Raw genomic sequence first — 16,784 nt, forward strand, 5'->3', positions numbered from 1 at the left:
AACGGCGCGGCGAATCAACCACCCTCGCCCGGTTGTTCACTGAAATGCGTCTCAAGCTTATTGGCCACACCGTCCAGCGCCTCTGCGTCTGGAAGCTGATCCTTTTTGGTGATGATCACAGGCCAGCTTTCGGAATACTTGCGGTTAAACTCAACCCATTTTTCCATCTCCGGCTCCGTATCAGGGCGGATCGCATCGGCGGGGCACTCAGGCTCGCAAACACCACAATCAATGCACTCATCAGGATGAATGACCAGCATGTTCTCACCCTCGTAAAAGCAATCGACGGGGCAGACTTCCACGCAGTCGGTGTATTTGCAGGCGATACAGTTATCAGTGACGATATAGGTCATATTGGTAATCCGTTTTCTGAGCGTGAACGTTCACTAATCCAGCACTCGCTATCATTCAAGACCATCAAAGCGGTCCATTTGCCGCCGGTCCCGTTTTGTCGGCCGACCGGTTCCATGTTTGCCGCCCTCAAAGCGCGGATTTGCCCCACGTGCGGCAGGGTTAACTGACGCTGGCGCGGGGCTTTGATCATCGTAGAGCGCTTGGGCCTCAGGCGCAGGGCCGCGCCTGTCACCAATACCCAGGACGTGAATAACACGCACGCGATCGTCTTTGCTAAACGTCAGTGTAACACCTGGGCTGATCTGGCGCGCCGGCTTTGACACGGGCGCACCATCAACGCGTACCTTTCCTTCCGACACAACCCGAGCGGCCAATGTGCGCGTCTTGAAGAAACGCGCGTGCCAAAGCCATTTATCAAGGCGTTGACTTGGAACTGGCCCCTCAGCAGTCACGGTCTATTCACCCTTTATTGAGCCCCATCAGCGCAGCAGCAAAGGGGTTATCAGGATCGATTTTGTCTTTCTTCTCGGGCTTTGCGCTGAACTTTTGAGCGCGCTGTTTATCGCCACCTTTGCCCGCGTTCGGCTTGCCGCCTTTGCGCGCTTTGTTGGCGTTACGGTTTTGACCGCCATTGCGATCCCCGCCCCGTGCACCTTGTTTGGCAACGGCACGGCCACCCCAAGCAAAAGTATAAAACACTTCCATTTCTGGGGCAGTTTCCTCAGCTGGCGCGTCAGTCGCCGGCACCTCATCAGTAGGTGCATCCTGCTGCTCAGCTGCCGGATTAGCTTCAGCCGTAACCTCAGACGGCACATCCGCAGTTTCAGCAGCCTCACTCGGCTTTGCCTCTGTAGGTGCAGCTTGCTTTACCTTAACACGCTCACCTTTGTCGGCTTTATATCCAAGGCCGGCCATCAGATCAGCAAATTGCTCAAGAGTCATACCTGTTATAGACAGCATGTCCGGCGTCGCCTCAAAGCCACCACGGGTGTCTTGATCGCGCAACATATCGGCCAAACGCTCAAGCATATCGATGCGGATCGCGCGCTCACCCGCTGCGCGGTAGCCCGCCATTGAATGATATCCACGTGGACGGCCGCGTACTGCTGGAACAGTGACCAAACCCGCGGGGGGGGCTTCCGGGAAATCATCGAGCGATTGCGCCAAAGACCAAAAAACCAAACGCAAACGCGTAGGTGCGGGCTTCAACAAGAGCGGCATGAAAATGGTGAACTGGCCAAAGCGAATGCCGTGTTTGCGCAGCGCGCCACGTGCTTCTTGATCAAGTGCTTTTACATCGTCAGCGACCTCACCACGGGGCACTACGCCCAAGGCCTCGACCATTCGGAACGCAAAGCCTTTCGCCAACCCGTTGAGCGCGTCATCGCCCTGCAAGTTAGTCAGTGGCTCAAAAAGCGTCGCGATCTTGCGGTCAATAAAGTGTTGCAAGCGGCGCTGGACTTTGGCGGCCACATCTGGGCCTGCCTCTTCATCAACGAATGCCTTCACAACGGGCTTCATCGGATCGCTTCCTGCGACCAACTTGCCAACGGCACTGCTGCCCCATATCAATCCACCTTGTTCTGTAAAATCAATCTCGGTGTCAGGGGCATTATAAAAACGATCTGCGCGCAGATGGAATTCAGGTGCCAAAACAGCAAGCGCTGCTTGGCGAAGGGTCTTTGCCTCGTCAGGGGTAGCACTTGTGTCCTGCTGGAAACGGAATGCTTCAATACGGCCCACGAACTGGCCCTCTACGGTGACTTCACCGGTGTCGTTAATATCAGCCACAAGGGCCTCCTTCTGCTTGAGCCGCCGCAACAAAACACTGGTGCGGCGATCCACAAATCTTTGGGTCAAACGCTCGTGCAGAGCATCTGACAGGCGGTCTTCTACAACACGGGTTTCCCCGCGCCAATGGTCGTTATCATCAAGCCAACCTTTACGTTGGGCCACATACGTCCACGTGCGAATGTAAGCCAGACGTTTCGACACGGTGTCAATGTCACCTTCCACTCGGTCGAGGCGATTAACCTGTCTAGCCATCCAATCAGCGGGTATTTTGCCCGATTGATGCAAAAAGGTGTAAATCTGCAACAACATGTGGGCGTGTTCGGCGTTACTTATGCCGCGAAAGTCAGGAATGCAGCAGACGTCCCACAAGAGCTTGACCGAAGGGCCGTCGCTTGCACGCGCAACCACTTCCGCCTCACCAGACAGCGCCTTCAGCGCCACCAGATCATCCGCGTCACGCACCCGCGTCAGCCAGTCATTGTTGGTCTTGTCCTGCAACGACGCCAGTAGAGATTTGATCGAGCCGTATCGCAACGCAGAATTACGCCACTGCAATTTGGCCACGGGCGGAAAACGCGACTCGGTAATCATCTCGACCACCTCGTCGTGAAGGGCGGGTGCCTCACCGGTCACGCCAAAAGTACCATTATCAAGGTAACGCCCTGCCCGTCCCGCAATCTGCGCCAGTTCATTAGGCTGAAGTTGGCGCATGCGTCGGCCGTCAAATTTGGTTAGGCTCGAAAAGGAGACATGTTTCACATCAAGGTTCAGCCCCATCCCGATGGCGTCCGTGGCCACCAGAAAATCAACATCGCCGTTTTGATAAAGCTCAACTTGCGCGTTGCGCGTCCGCGGGCTGAGCGCCCCCATGACCACAGCAGCACCGCCTTTTTGCCGGCGCAGCACCTCTGCAATGGCATAGACGTTATCGACCGAGAAACCGACAATCGCACTTCGGTTTTGCATGCGGCTGATCTTTTTGGAGCCTGTGTACGTCAGCGCCGAAAACCGCTCGCGCTTGAGAAATTGCACTTTGGGCACCAACGCGGCAATGGCGGGTTTCATTGTTTCAGCACCCATAAAGAGTGTCTCACGGGTGCCACGCGCGTGCAGCAAGCGATCTGTGAAAACATGCCCACGGTCCAGATCGGCACAGAGCTGTATCTCATCAACAGCCACAAAATCTGCGCCAATGCCCACAGGCATCGCCTCAACTGTACACACCCAAAAAGCAGCACGATCAGGAACAATACGTTCTTCGCCAGTGATTAATGCAACAACATTGGGACCGCGCAGCTTAACAAGCCGATCATACACCTCGCGCGCCAAAAGACGTAGCGGAAGTCCAATCACACCCGTGCGATGCGCCAACATGCGCTCAATCGCGTAGTGCGTTTTACCAGTGTTTGTTGGCCCTAGAACGGCGGTAATTGCCACGTGACCTGCCCCTCAGATGTTGCTTTGAACCTGCCGCAGTCAGGCCTGCTGGCCGCCCACTTCGCGCTCAAGTCGCTCTATGGCTGTTGCTATGTCCTCGCGGTTTGGATGTATAGAGGCCGCCTTGCGAAAAGCATCCAGTGCCGCCTGCAAATTGCCGCTACGCTCAAGGATGATGCCAAAACCGCTCATGGCTTTATAATGGTTAGGGTTCAGCACAAGTGTCTGTCTAATATCATCAAGAGCGGGGCCATACATTTCAAGGTTGAAGTACGCAGTTGCCCGCGCGTTCCAGCCTTCTGCAAATTCTGGCGCGTGATCAACAAGTGCAGTCAGATGCCCAATTGCCACTTTGAACTCACCCGACTCCATCGCGTCGCGCCCCCGCTTCAATAACAGATCAACGCTTGCAGAGCCTGAGCGCGACCACGCATTTTCCAGCTCACGTTCAATTACGGCATAGCTGTCAGGTGTGGCGTTCTTGAGCCGCTCAACAATTTCTGCTGCAGGCCCCGCTATTGCAATGTTTGCGACAAAGAGTTGAAGGCCCAGAAATGAACCTAGCGTCACAGCAGATAAGTGGTTGCGTCTTCTATGCTCTCCCATGAAGCTGAGTTTAGCGCACAGCCCCCCGTTGGCTAGATCAAACTTGGCAACATGCCTGCGATCACCGGTCTTTGGGGCAATATTTGACTTAAGGAGCCTCAAGATGAGTGACGTAATCGAAATCGCAGTAGCAGCCCTGAACGAAAAAATGGGGGGAGACGGCTTTGCAGGTATTGCGAAATTTGTGATCGAAGGCGAAGGCGCGATTATCATTGACGCTGATGGCGCACGGGCCGCTGATGACGACGCAGACGTGACCCTGACCGCGGATACGGACACATTCAAATCCATCCTCGACGGATCCTTGAACCCAACCGCAGCCTTCATGACAGGCAAGCTGAGCGTGGACGGGGACATGGGCAAAGCAATGGCCCTGTCGTCCGTATTGGGCTGAACGATATGAAAAGCGCACCGTTTCACAATGATTTGGCTCTGGGGCCATATGGCGGCGGTGCGTTTTGGATCCAAACAGATGATGGCGTGCGTATTCGCGTAGGCCATTGGGGAACGGAAAGCGCCCACCAAGGAACAGTTTTACTGTTTCCCGGGCGTACGGAGTATATCGAAAAATATGGGTTAACAGCAGTTTCATTTGCGGCGCGCGGCTATGCTTTAGCAAGCGTTGACTGGCGGGGCCAAGGTCTTGCAGATCGCCTTATCGATGATCCGCTAAAAGGCCACGTCAAGAAATTCTCTGACTATCAGCGCGATGTTCGCGCGTTTCTTAAAGCCGTAGAAGACCTGAACCTGCCAAAACCCTATTACTTGATCGGTCACTCAATGGGAGGCTGCATCGGGCTACGCGCCTTAATGAACGGGCTCGACGTAAAGGCGGCTGCGTTCTCTGCGCCGATGTGGGGGATTGAGCTTGCCTCGCATATGCGCCCCCTTGCGTGGATTATCTCAAGCCTGCTGAAGCCCACGCCCCTTCTCACGATGCTTGCTCCCGGCACCAGCGCTGAGCCTGTCGTAACAGCCAGCAGCTTTGATGAGAACAAACTGACCCGCGACCCTGAGATGTATGCGTATATGCGCAGCCACCTCGCAGGTATTCCAGAAATTGCTTTGGGCGGTCCGACACTTGCTTGGCTGAACGAGGCACTGCGCGAAATGCGCACCTTATCAAAGATGCCCAGCCCCGCCGTGCCAATCATTTGCGGACTTGGGGACGCCGAGAAGATCGTTGACCCATCTCGCATTCATCACCGCATGGCCAACTGGCCAAACGGAACACTGATTGAATACACAGAGGGCGAGCATGAAGTTCTGATGGAAGTCGAAGCAACGCGCACCGCTTTCCTTGCGGCCTGCGCTGATCACTTCGACGCCAACAGATAGCGCCGCTTAAATCTCGTGCACGCCTGCGGCATCTGCGTTTGCGCCCCGCAGCATCCAGCTGTGCTCGGACCCAATGAAGAACATGCTCATCCCGTATTTTGACCACTCCTTCGCCTTGGCGCCGTTGGGGACCCAGCTCATGTAGGTTTTGCCGTTAGCTTTGGCCGCGGCGCCGCAACGTTCGAACGCGGCAAAAAGCTCATCACTTGTTTGGTGGTTATATCCGTAGCCAACAGACAAATCCGCCGGACCAATAAAGATACCGTCAACGCCCTCAACTGCGGCAATGCCCTCAATATCTTCCACACCGGCGGGTTCTTCGATTTGGGCAATAACAACTGTTTGATCTGTCAGCGCCAATACATCGGGCATGGGCCGCGTTGCAAATCCCGCCCAGCGGGTTGATCCGGCAAATCCGCGGCCACCCAAGCCAAAGTGACAGTGCTTCGCCAACTCTTGCGCCTTTTGCACACTGTCTACATGTGGGCAAACGATGCCCGCTGCACCCATATCAAGCGCTTGTAAAATCTCTTTGGCACTGCCGTCGGCCACACGCACCAATACTGGGAAATCCAACGCGCGGGACACGGCCATGCAGGCATCCATTCGTGCGCGATCAAACGGGGCATGCTCTGCATCAAGGCAGATGAAATCCAACTCTGAGCGCGCAAAAATCTCGACCAACTCGTGGCTTGCGGTTTTCAAGAACGTACCCGCCAAAGGCACGCCAGACGCCATTCTTTGTTTGAAATCTGCAATGCCCATGTGTCGGCTCTCCGCGTTGAATGAGATAAATATGCCAACAGACAAATACACAAATTGCACCCTGCGCAACCCGCACTACACTTTAGCCCATGAGCAACGTGCTAACATTTACTGATAAGGGCATCTACTGTCCGGCGGGCGACTTTTATATTGACCCTTGGGGCCGTGTTGAGCGCGCCTTGATCACCCATGGGCACTCGGATCACGCCCGCTGGGGCATGGGTAGTTATCTGGCCACCAAGGCCGCTGCTCCGGTAATGCAACACAGGCTGGGGGATGTGTCGATTGACACAGTGAACTACGCAGAGACCGTACGGATTGGCGACGCGCGGGTCAGTTTTCATCCCGCAGGACACGTACCTGGATCGGCCCAGATCAGGGTAGAAGTGGCCGGCGAAGTCTGGGTCGCCTCGGGGGACTACAAAACAACGAATGACGGCTTTTCTGAACCCTTTGAGCCTGTGCGCTGCCATGCATTCATTACTGAAAGCACATTTGGGCTGCCCATTTTCAAATGGCAGCCACAACAAGTGGTGGCCGATCAGATCAACGCGTGGTGGGTCGCAAACCGCGCCGAAGGTAAAGCGTCCATTCTTGGCGCTTATGCATTAGGCAAAGCACAGCGTTTGATGTCCTGTGTTGACGCCTCAATCGGGCCTATCTTGACCCATGCATCGATCGAAAACACCAACGATATTCTGCGCGCCCAAGCATTGCACCTACCCGACACGGTGCGTGTTACAGCCGAGACGGACCTCAAGAAATACCCCGGCGCACTGGTCATCTGCCCCCCTTCTGCGTTTGGCCCATGGTCCAAGAAATTCGGCCCCCAATCGCAAGCCTTCGCAAGCGGCTGGATGGCCCTTCGCGGGGTTAAGCGCCGCCGCGCCGCCGAAAGAGGCTTCATCATATCTGATCACGCCGATTGGACCGAACTGAACAGCGCCATCGCTGAAACAGGCGCCGAGCGCATTTTCGTCACCCACGGCTATACCTCCGTGTTCACCAACTGGCTACGCGATCAAGGTTATGATGCCCATGTAGTCAGCACAGACTACGGCGGCGATGAGGCAGATGACAGTGACGCCCCGCAACGGGATACTCACGACGCGGGTGCGGCAGTCTAATGCAGGATTTCGCGACGCTTTTCACCACCCTCGACCAAACCACCAAAACTACAAGCAAAGTGGCAGCCCTGCGCGCTTTTTTCGAGGCGGCCTTAGACAGCGACAAACTCTGGTGCATCGCACTGTTTTCAGGTCGTCGCCCTAAACGTGCAGTCACAACAACCCTGCTGCGGGAATGGGCCGCAGAGCTTGCGGGCATCCCCCTTTGGCTTTTTGAGGAATGCTACCCGATCGTGGGCGACTTGGCGGAAACCATCGCCCTCGTCCTGCCCCCTGCAAAGCAACACGATGATCAGCCGTTGACCCATTGGATTAAAACCGTACAGTCAATCGCCTCCCTTGAAGAGGCTGCACGCAAAAAAATCATTCTGGACGCGTGGGACCGGCTCAATACGACTGAACGCTTTTTGTTCAACAAACTACTGACGGGCGGCTTTCGGGTAGGCGTATCACAAAAGCTGGTGACCCGCGCGCTTGCGCAATGCACTGACCAAGATGAAGCCGCCCTTACCCATAAGTTAATGGGCAGTTGGACACCTGACAGCATCACATTTGACCAACTGGTTCTGCAAGACGACCCAGAGGCAGATTTATCCAAACCCTACCCGTTTTACTTAGCCCACGGAGTTGATGACATAGATCAGCTTGGACCCGTAAGTGATTGGTGCGCAGAGCTAAAGTGGGACGGCATCCGTGGGCAACTTATCAAACGCGGCGGTGCACATCACCTTTGGTCGCGCGGGGAAGAGTTGATGACAGATCGCTTCCCAGAGTTTGCACAGCTGCGCGATTTTCTTCCCGACGGTACTGTTATCGACGGTGAAGTCCTAGCTTTTCAAAACGGCGTGCCGTTGTCGTTCAACGTTTTGCAAAAACGGATTGGTCGCAAAACGGTGCCCAAAAAGATGCTGATCGAGGCACCCGTAATTTTGCAAGCCTATGATCTACTGGAATGGCACGGCACTGATATTCGTGAGAAACCCTTGTCAGAGCGGCGGCATTTACTCGCAAGCTTGATTGAAAATCTTCCAACAGATTTACCAATTACACTGTCTAAACAGGTACCTGCAATTTTATGGGATACGCTGGCAGAGGCCCGTGAAACCGCACGAGAGGTGAATGCCGAAGGGTTGATGCTGAAACGTCTTTCAAGCCCTTATCTGGCAGGGCGCAAAAAGGGCAATTGGTGGAAATGGAAAGTCGACCCGCTCACGATTGATGCCGTAATGATCTATGCCCAAGCGGGTCACGGACGCCGCGCCACCTTGTTTACGGACTACACATTTGCGGTCAAAAGCGGCAACGAATTAGTGCCTTTCACCAAAGCCTATTCGGGCCTGACGGATGCGGAATTCAAACAGATCACATCATGGGTCAAGAAGAACACATTGCAACGTTTTGGACCTGTGCGCCAAGTCACACCGCAACATGTGTTTGAGATCGCTTTTGAAGGCATCCAAGCCTCGCCGCGCCATAAATCGGGGATCGCGCTTCGCTTCCCGCGCATGCTGCGGTGGCGCCAGGACAAGCCGCTGGACGAGATCAACACACTTGAGGACCTCCAAGAAATGCTGCGCCAATTCGGATAGGCTTTGTTTTTTCAAAATTCCATCTGCGTGCTCTTTCAACCCGCCCCCTGCGGCCATAAGTTCGCTATAACAAATCACAAAAGGACGCCGACATGCTTGATGCACCAACGACCCAAACCGATTTCGGTGACCTGCCCAACTGGGATTTGTCTGATCTCTATGAAAGCTCTGACGCGGATCAGTTGCACAAAGACATGGCTTGGCTTGAAGCCGAATGCGCTGATTTCGCCACAAGCTATGAAGGCAAGTTGGCTGACTTAAGCGCAGCTGAATTGCTAAATGCCGTGCGTCGCTATGAGAAGATTGACATGATCGCAGGCCGCATCATGTCGTTCGCTGGGTTGCGCTATTACCAAAACACCACAGACGGTGAACGCGCGCAGTTTATGTCAAACTGCCAAGACAGCATCACCAACTTCACCACACCGCTGGTGTTTTATGGTCTTGAGTTTAATCGCCTTGATGATGCACATCTTGCAGGCTTGATTGCACAAAACGCTGACTTGGCGCGCTATAAACCAGTCTTTGACCGCATGCGCGCGATGAAGCCCTACCAGCTGTCAGACGAGTTGGAGAAGTTTCTACACGATCAGTCCGTTGTGGGGTCTGCCGCATGGAACCGGTTGTTTGATGAAACCATCGCAGGTTTGGAATTCGAAATAGAGGGCGAAACCGTCAACATCGAAAGCGCGTTGAACCTGTTGACCGACCCAGACGGCGCGAAACGCGAAGCGGCCTCCCGCGAACTTGCCCGCGTATTTGACAAAAACATTCGCACCTTCGCGCGCATCCACAACACATTGGCCAAAGAAAAATCGGTCGAGGATAAGTGGCGCGGGATGGAGACGCCGCAAACCGGACGCCATCTATCAAACCACGTGGAACCCGAAGTGGTGGAAGCCCTTCGCGATGCGGTTGTTGCCGCCTATCCCAAACTGAGCCACCGCTACTATGCCTTGAAAGCCAAGTGGCTTGGGCTTGAAAAAATGCAAACATGGGACCGAAACGCACCCCTGCCCCAAGATGATCCAACACCGGTTAACTGGGAAACAGCACAGCGAACCGTCATGGAAGCCTATGCTGATTTTGACCCGCGCATGGCTGATATGGCTGAGCCGTTCTTTACAAAAGGGTGGATTGATGCGGCCGTGAAGCCGGGAAAAGCACCCGGTGCTTTTGCTCACCCAACGGTTACTGATGCGCACCCATATGTAATGCTGAACTACCTTGGTAAACCGCGCGATGTCATGACCCTCGCCCATGAGCTAGGGCACGGTGTTCACCAACTTCTTGCGGCAGAGCAAGGCGAGCTACTATCCTCGACGCCGCTTACGCTAGCCGAGACTGCCTCTGTGTTCGGCGAAATGCTCACATTCCGTAAATTGCTAGACGCGGCGAAAACCCAAGCCGAGCGCAAAACCTTGCTGGCGGGCAAAGTCGAAGACATGATCAACACCGTTGTGCGGCAAATTGCGTTCTACGACTTTGAGTGCAAGCTGCACGCTGCCCGCGCCGAAGGCGAATTGACGCCAGATGACATCAACGCGCTTTGGATGTCCGTGCAAGCGGCCTCACTTGGACCCGTGTTTGAATTTCAAGACGGCTACGAGACATTTTGGGCCTATATTCCGCACTTCGTTCACTCGCCTTTCTACGTCTATGCATACGCCTTCGGCGACGGCCTGGTGAACGCACTCTATGCGGTCTTTGAGGAAAGTGGCGCAGAGTTTCAGGACAAATACTTCGATATGCTGCGCGCGGGCGGATCAAAGCACCACAAAGAATTGCTTGCCCCATTTGGCCTTGATGCATCTGATCCGGCGTTCTGGGATAAGGGCCTGTCGATGATCAGCGCAATGATCGACGAGCTTGAAGCGATGGAGGACGCCTAATATGAGCGCCAAGAATGTTGCCGTTATCGGCCTTGGTTCAATGGGATACGGCATCGCACAATCTGCCCTGCGCGGTGGTCATAAAGTGTGGGGGCGTGACGTCGTTGAGGCCACCACAGCCAAATTCATCACGGAAGGTGGTCAGGCAAGTCTGCCCAATTACGCTGACATTGATGTGGCAGTGTTGGTTGTTCTGAACGCGGCGCAAACAGAGGATGTTCTGTTCGGCCAAAACGGTATTGCAGCGCAAATGCGCAAGGGTGCTACCGTCATTGCTTGCGCTACTGTGCCACCGGAGTTTGCCCGCGACATGGAAGCCCGCGCTCAAACGCTCGGGTTGCATTATTTAGACGCGCCAATTTCGGGTGGGGCCGCAAAAGCCGCAAACGGCGCGCTTTCCGTCATGGCATCGGGCAGCGCAGACGCATTTGAAGGGGCGAAAGACGTTATGGACAGCATTGCCGAAACGGTTTTTCCATTGGGTGATAAAGCCGGTGCGGGATCAGCAATGAAAGCCGTGAACCAGATGTTGGCAGGCGTCCATATTGCAGCCATGGCCGAAGCCATCACCTTCGGCATGACCCAAGGTGTTAGCCCTACGTCGTTCATCGATGTTATCTCAAAATGTGCCGGCACGTCTTGGATGCTGGAAAACCGCGCACCGCATATTGCAGACGGCGATTACACGCCGCGCTCATCGGTTAACATCTGGCCCAAAGACCTCGGCATTGTTCTGGATATTGCGGATCAGGCAGATTTTGACGCTCCCATAACCAAAACGGCGCTGGCACAATATGCAAAAGCAGTTGAAGCAGGTTTAGGGCTTGAAGACGATGCAGCCGTCGCAAAAGTCTACGCCGCCCAAGCGGGGCTAACCCTGCCAAAGGGAACGCCGTCGTGAAGTTTTCGGCCAACCTGGGCTTTTTATGGAGCGAGTTGCCCCTGACAGATGCCATCCACGCCGCGAAAGTGGCCGGCTTTGATGCGGTCGAATGCCACTGGCCATACGACACACCCGCCGAAGATGTTGCGCAGGCACTGACAGACACAGGGCTCAACATGCTGGGCCTCAACACTATCCGCGGTGATCTTTCAAAGGGGGAAAACGGTCTAAATGCCCTGCCCAACCGAATGACTGAGGCGCGCGCTGCGATCGACCAAGCTATTGAGTATGCACGCATCACCAGCACTGAAAATATCCATACAATGGCCGGGTTTGCCCAAGGTGCTGAGGCGCACGATGTGTTTTGTGAAAATCTGAAATACGCCTGCGCAAAAGCTGCCCCGCACGGCATTGGGATCGTAATTGAACCGCTTAATCACTACGATGCACCGGGATATTTTTTGTCGACCACATCCCAAGCACAGAAAATCATCACTGAAGTAGGTGCGCCCAATCTAAAGCTGATGTTCGACTGCTATCACGTGCAACTGATGGAAGGCGATGTCACCAACCGCCTGACAAAGCTGCAAAGCATCATTGGCCACATTCAGTTCGCTTCTGTGCCAGACCGCAACACGCCGGACCGTGGTGAGCTGTCCTATGACCACATCTTCGCGCATTTGACGTCACTTGGTTATGACGCCCCGCTTGGCGCAGAATATAAGCCCAATGGTCCAACGCCACCCACACTTGGCTGGCTTACAAAATATAAATCCTAAACTCTTCTTTTGTTAAAAAATATCCCCGCCGGAGGCACCGACGGGGATAATCAACGTATTACTTGGCTTCAAATCACACGTTTTCCTCTGGCTCACGCCTCTTCCAACAAACCCTTGGCACCAGCAAGTTCGCGCATTTTGTTCTGCAGCTTCTCAAACGCGCGCACTTCAATCTGCCTGATCCGCTCGCGGCTAACAGAATACTGACCGCTCAAATCTTCAAGCGTGGCTGGCTTTTCGGCCAACCGGCGCTGCGTCAAGATATCTTTCTCGCGATCGTTCAGCACCACCATTGCCTCGCTCAACAACGCGCGGCGCGTATCCAACTCGTCCTTTTCGGCGTAGTCATCCGCTTGGGTTGCATCTTCATCCTCAAGCCAATCTTGCCATTCCATCGCGCCTTCACCGTCGTTAGACACCATCGCGTTTAGCGATGCATCTCCACCCGACAAACGGCGGTTCATGGACACAACTTCGTCCTCTGTCACGCTGAGTTCTTGTGCGATCCGTGCGACGTTTTCAGGACGCAGATCGCCATCTTCAAGCGCACCAATCTTCTTCTTGGCTTTTCGCAAGTTGAAGAACAATTTCTTTTGCGCGGATGTCGTGCCCAGCTTCACAAGGCTCCATGACCGCAGAACGTATTCCTGAATGGACGCGCGGATCCACCACATCGCATAGGTCGCCAAGCGAAACCCTTTTTCAGGATCAAATCGCTTCACAGCCTGCATCAGGCCCACGTTAGCTTCTGAAATTACTTCGGCTTGCGGCAGGCCATAGCCGCGATATCCCATGGCAATCTTAGCCGCCAAACGCAGGTGCGATGTCACGAGCTTATGGGCCGCACCGCTGTCATCGTGGTCCAAATAACGCTTGGCCAGCATGTATTCTTCTTCCGGCTCCAACATCGGAAACTTCCGGATTTCTTGCATGTAACGGTTAAGCCCGCCCTCGGGTGTGGGTGCAGGCAGAGTTGTGTAGTTCGCCATTGTAAGCCCCTCGTGCTCAAAGTCAGCGGAGTTGCCCGCGTTGAAATAAATATGGGTGCGCGAATGCGCCCTCGCAAGGGCATCCTCGCGAAACTGTTACCAACTCATGAATAGAATAATTATCCGCGCAACGCTTGGATCATCGTTGCCATATCTTCCGGCAACGGGGCCTCAAAACGCATCATTTCGCCGCTAACAGGATGCTCAAACCCCAAAACCGCCGCATGCAACGCCTGTCGATTAAACGCAGCCACTGCTGCATGGGCACCGGCACTCAGCGCTTTGGGGGGCAGTTTGCGCCGCCCACCGTAAGTTGGATCCCCCACCAAACCATGACCCACATGGGCCAAGTGCACGCGGATTTGGTGCGTCCGACCGGTTTCAAGCCAACATTCAATAAGGGCGAGGGTCTCGGGCTGGCCAAAACGCTCGACCAACCGCGCGCGCGTTACAGCGTGACGGCCACCGTCAAACAGCACGGCTTGACGCTGTCTGTCCGTTTTGTGGCGGGCAAGGTGAGTATTAAGCTTCAAAATATTACCCGGCTCAAAGGACGTACCGCGAATACCGCGCAGGCGGGGATCGTTCGCGTCCGGCACACCATAACAGACGGCGCGGTAATACCGCTCAACCGTATGGGCCTCAAATTGCGCCGCAAGCCCGTGGTGCGCCTGATCAGACTTAGCAACCACCAAAATTCCCGATGTGTCTTTGTCGATACGATGGACAATTCCGGGGCGCTTTTCACCGCCCACACCGGACAGGCTTTCACCGCAGTGGTGCATCAACGCATTGACCAACGTGCCAGATGGCGTGCCCGGCGCAGGATGTACGACCATGCCCACAGGCTTGTTGATCACGATCAAATCATCATCTTCAAAAATCACATTCAGCGGAATGTCTTCTGGCAACATATGGCTTTCGGTGGCTTCGGGCACAGTGATGCTTATCTGCATTCCCTCGGCCGCACGCGCCTTGATGTCTGTCACGACAGTCCCATCCACCTCAACCGCGCCTTGTGCAATCAATTTGCCAAGCCGCGAGCGTGAAAGGTTCGCGGTGACTGGCACATCGCGGGCCAAGGCCTTATCAAGGCGCGACGGCGGGGCTTCCGCGATAGAAAAAGTGACGGCTGACATGGACCAAAATCCCCCGGATCAAGTACCAGAACCCGCTAACTTGAGGTTCCTGAGATTGCTCGTAACCGTGTTGACGGCCACAATGATTATCGGCCTGATAACGATCATTACATTGCTTGTCATGCGCTTACAGGCACCGAGTGTCACGTTCCCTGACGCAATCACACTTCCTGATGGCGCTACAGCTACCGCCTTCACCCAAACGGCAGAATATTTCGCGATTGTGACCGAAGAAAACGAAATCTTGGTGTATAACCGAACCACCGGTCAGATGATCAAACGCATAACCTTAAAATAGCGCCAGATAGCACCGGTACGGCAATCACTGCTAACGATGTGGGTTGATACCAAGGATGGTACCGCCTGGTGGGTTCGAACCACCGACCTCTGGTACCACAAACCAGCGCTCTAACCAGCTGAGCTAAGGCGGCAACAAGCTCGGCTTACGAAAGCGCGACCGGCATTGCAAGCCTCTTTTGTCTGTAAATGCGCGATTATTGAGGGCCTTTGAGCTGCGCCATCGCTTCGGCAAGCGGCGCGCGCCTCATGCGTATCTCGTTATCGATAGCGCGGGTGTACTCAACATCTCGCAATTCCGGCGCAGTCGCCTCCATCAAAAGGTCATTTACGTAGAAATCCGCCCGAAGTTGCGGGGGTATTTGCGACAGGTTTTCAATGATCAGCCGGTCACAACTGGGTGACATATAAAAATTGTGATAAAAACCACTGAAGAGCGGACCGGTGCCGTGTGAATAAAAATGCTCCAACCCCATCAAATCAAGCGCCCTGCACCGTGCGCCTGCGGGAATTGTCTGCACCCACTCATCGTAATGATCGAGATAAAACGGGTCCGACGTCATCGGCGGGTTATTCAGCATCAGAAGTTTCACACCAATCTTTGCGGATTGTTCGGTGCCTTGTGTCCGCTTGAATTCGTTGATGCCAATCTGGCGCCACCACACCGCTTTGCTAATGGACGTCACCTGTCCGCGAATGAGGACCCCACCAGCAGGCAGTGCAAGCCGCTCGAGTATTTTCAAAGGTACCTGCGGCTCGGGATCACCGATCATGCCCTCTGCTATCCGTTCTGAAATATCTACCCGCCGGATCAACTTGGGGCGTTTTTGTAACGATTTGTCTTTGGGCAGGTTATAGCGGACCAAATCAAGGCCAGCGATATCAGCGAGCTGAGCTGCGATGCCACTATCACGGCAGGTGTTGGCATTGTTCGCGTGCACGCAAAACAGATCAATATCGCCCCAAAGTTCTTTCGCAAAAGCCAGCAACAAACGTGAATCCGCACCACCTGTAATGGGCAAAGTACTGGGGCTTTGCCGTGATATAAGCGGCTTCATCACTTGCCTATGGCGCTGCACAACGCGGTCCAATCGTTCGCGTATCCCGTGCTCCGTCACCTCTATACGCCAGTCGCAATCCGCTTTTGGCCAGTGCCGAACCGTTTGCTGTGCATCAAGATCAAAGTAGTGATTGGCCATCACACGGCGCACACGGGCATCAGGCGTATACCCGAACGCCAAGCGCGCACCACCGCCAGAGCCCGCATTTTCTGCCAGCGAATACTCACGCTCAATAACCGGAGCATCATCAATGGCCAGATAGAGTCTGGTCGCAACGCGCCCTGTTTCACGATTGTAAACAGCGGGGATCATCGCACTTGGATCAAGGTAGACGCGGTTGAAATCAGGCGCGGTGATCACAAAGATATAGCGTCCCGCAGCCATCTCAAGCGTATCAGCAAGTGCGCCGCGGCTTTTTGCGCGGTCCAGCAGCAACTGTAGATGCGGCGTGTCGATGAAAAATCCGTTTGCATCCACCGCAAGTCCCAGTACGGCCACAGAAATACCCGCGCGCCCATCCGTTGCCAGCGCCGTTTGTAAGCCACGCCCGACATGAAGCACCCAACCGTTTTGCAAGGTACGGGGTGCAAAGCTAGTCACCGCAAAACCGGCTTCTTTGCTCAGCACATATTGCTGAGAGAAAACCTTACCAAAATTCAACTCATGCTGCGCAATCAAATGCTCTGCTTAGACAGTCATGAACGCACCCAAATTATGTGGGGTGTTGCACCCAT

16 protein-coding genes and 1 tRNA gene are annotated in these 16,784 nt (G+C 54.6%); 8 read left to right on the forward strand and 9 right to left on the reverse strand.

Annotated features, from left to right (window positions below):
- Positions 1 to 14: 14 nt before the first annotated feature.
- The 4 genes from fdxA to ACTF5M_RS00170 all read right to left on the reverse strand — a co-directional run bounded on the left by fdxA (position 15) and on the right by ACTF5M_RS00170 (position 4,191).
- Positions 15 to 353 (reverse strand): ferredoxin FdxA, encoded by a 339-nt coding sequence (gene fdxA / locus ACTF5M_RS00155; RefSeq protein ID WP_438959102.1) that lies wholly within the window; start codon positions 351 to 353, stop codon positions 15 to 17.
- Positions 354 to 404: 51 nt separating this feature from the next.
- On the reverse strand, positions 405 to 806 hold the full coding sequence (locus ACTF5M_RS00160; RefSeq protein WP_438959103.1) for an RNA-binding S4 domain-containing protein: 402 nt from the start codon (positions 804 to 806) through the stop codon (positions 405 to 407).
- A gap of 7 nt (positions 807 to 813) precedes the next feature.
- Complete coding sequence (locus ACTF5M_RS00165; protein WP_438959209.1) at positions 814 to 3,522, reverse strand: helicase-related protein; 2,709 nt, start codon at positions 3,520 to 3,522, stop codon at positions 814 to 816.
- Between the two features lie 102 nt (positions 3,523 to 3,624).
- Complete coding sequence (locus ACTF5M_RS00170; protein ID WP_438959104.1) at positions 3,625 to 4,191, reverse strand: tetratricopeptide repeat protein; 567 nt, start codon at positions 4,189 to 4,191, stop codon at positions 3,625 to 3,627.
- 103 nt (positions 4,192 to 4,294) lie between these two features.
- Between ACTF5M_RS00170 and ACTF5M_RS00175 the strand changes: the two genes are divergently transcribed.
- Both ACTF5M_RS00175 and ACTF5M_RS00180 read left to right on the forward strand, forming a co-directional pair.
- On the forward strand, positions 4,295 to 4,585 hold the full coding sequence (locus ACTF5M_RS00175; protein WP_341245901.1) for an SCP2 sterol-binding domain-containing protein: 291 nt from the start codon (positions 4,295 to 4,297) through the stop codon (positions 4,583 to 4,585).
- Between the two features lie 5 nt (positions 4,586 to 4,590).
- A complete protein-coding gene (locus tag ACTF5M_RS00180) occupies positions 4,591 to 5,529 on the forward strand; it encodes an alpha/beta fold hydrolase (protein ID WP_438959105.1) in 939 nt (312 codons plus the stop codon).
- A 6-nt stretch (positions 5,530 to 5,535) separates the two neighbouring features.
- Here the strand turns inward: ACTF5M_RS00180 and ACTF5M_RS00185 are convergent, their stop codons facing one another.
- Positions 5,536 to 6,294, reverse strand: a complete 759-nt coding sequence (locus tag ACTF5M_RS00185; protein WP_438959106.1) for an HpcH/HpaI aldolase family protein — start codon at positions 6,292 to 6,294, stop codon at positions 5,536 to 5,538.
- 89 nt (positions 6,295 to 6,383) lie between these two features.
- Between ACTF5M_RS00185 and ACTF5M_RS00190 the strand changes: the two genes are divergently transcribed.
- The 5 genes from ACTF5M_RS00190 (at position 6,384) to ACTF5M_RS00210 (ending at position 12,564) form a co-directional block, all read left to right on the forward strand.
- On the forward strand, positions 6,384 to 7,421 hold the full coding sequence (locus ACTF5M_RS00190) for a ligase-associated DNA damage response exonuclease (RefSeq protein WP_438959107.1): 1,038 nt from the start codon (positions 6,384 to 6,386) through the stop codon (positions 7,419 to 7,421).
- A complete protein-coding gene (locus tag ACTF5M_RS00195; RefSeq protein WP_438959108.1) occupies positions 7,421 to 9,010 on the forward strand; it encodes an ATP-dependent DNA ligase in 1,590 nt (529 codons plus the stop codon). Before ACTF5M_RS00190 ends, ACTF5M_RS00195 begins: the two co-directional genes overlap by 1 nt.
- Positions 9,011 to 9,102: 92 nt before the next feature.
- Entirely contained in the window at positions 9,103 to 10,902 is a 1,800-nt protein-coding gene (locus ACTF5M_RS00200) for a M3 family oligoendopeptidase (protein WP_438959109.1), read from the forward strand.
- Between the two features lies 1 nt (position 10,903).
- A complete protein-coding gene (ltnD, locus tag ACTF5M_RS00205) occupies positions 10,904 to 11,803 on the forward strand; it encodes an L-threonate dehydrogenase (RefSeq protein WP_438959110.1) in 900 nt (299 codons plus the stop codon).
- On the forward strand, positions 11,800 to 12,564 hold the full coding sequence (locus ACTF5M_RS00210; RefSeq protein ID WP_438959111.1) for a hydroxypyruvate isomerase family protein: 765 nt from the start codon (positions 11,800 to 11,802) through the stop codon (positions 12,562 to 12,564). The genes ltnD and ACTF5M_RS00210 overlap by 4 nt, the downstream gene beginning before the upstream one ends.
- A gap of 92 nt (positions 12,565 to 12,656) precedes the next feature.
- Here ACTF5M_RS00210 and rpoH read toward each other — a convergent pair whose 3' ends face one another.
- Positions 12,657 to 13,553: an RNA polymerase sigma factor RpoH gene (gene rpoH, locus ACTF5M_RS00215; protein ID WP_438959112.1), complete on the reverse strand. Its 897-nt coding sequence runs from the start codon at positions 13,551 to 13,553 to the stop codon at positions 12,657 to 12,659.
- A 119-nt stretch (positions 13,554 to 13,672) separates the two neighbouring features.
- Complete coding sequence (locus ACTF5M_RS00220; RefSeq protein ID WP_438959113.1) at positions 13,673 to 14,692, reverse strand: RluA family pseudouridine synthase; 1,020 nt, start codon at positions 14,690 to 14,692, stop codon at positions 13,673 to 13,675.
- On the opposite strand from ACTF5M_RS00220, the gene ACTF5M_RS00225 reads away from it, so the two are divergent.
- Positions 14,691 to 14,990: a DUF6476 family protein gene (locus tag ACTF5M_RS00225; RefSeq protein ID WP_438959114.1), complete on the forward strand. Its 300-nt coding sequence runs from the start codon at positions 14,691 to 14,693 to the stop codon at positions 14,988 to 14,990. The two genes, ACTF5M_RS00220 and ACTF5M_RS00225, sit on opposite strands and share 2 nt — an antisense overlap.
- Positions 14,991 to 15,046: 56 nt before the next feature.
- Here ACTF5M_RS00225 and ACTF5M_RS00230 read toward each other — a convergent pair.
- Positions 15,047 to 15,123, reverse strand: a tRNA-His gene (locus tag ACTF5M_RS00230).
- Between the two features lie 63 nt (positions 15,124 to 15,186).
- Positions 15,187 to 16,728, reverse strand: coding sequence for a hypothetical protein (locus ACTF5M_RS00235; protein ID WP_438959115.1), 1,542 nt, complete (start codon positions 16,726 to 16,728; stop codon positions 15,187 to 15,189).
- Positions 16,729 to 16,784 lie beyond the last annotated feature (56 nt).

It is taken from the genome of Nereida sp. (genome assembly GCF_965655635.1).
Classification (GTDB): domain Bacteria; phylum Pseudomonadota; class Alphaproteobacteria; order Rhodobacterales; family Rhodobacteraceae; genus Nereida.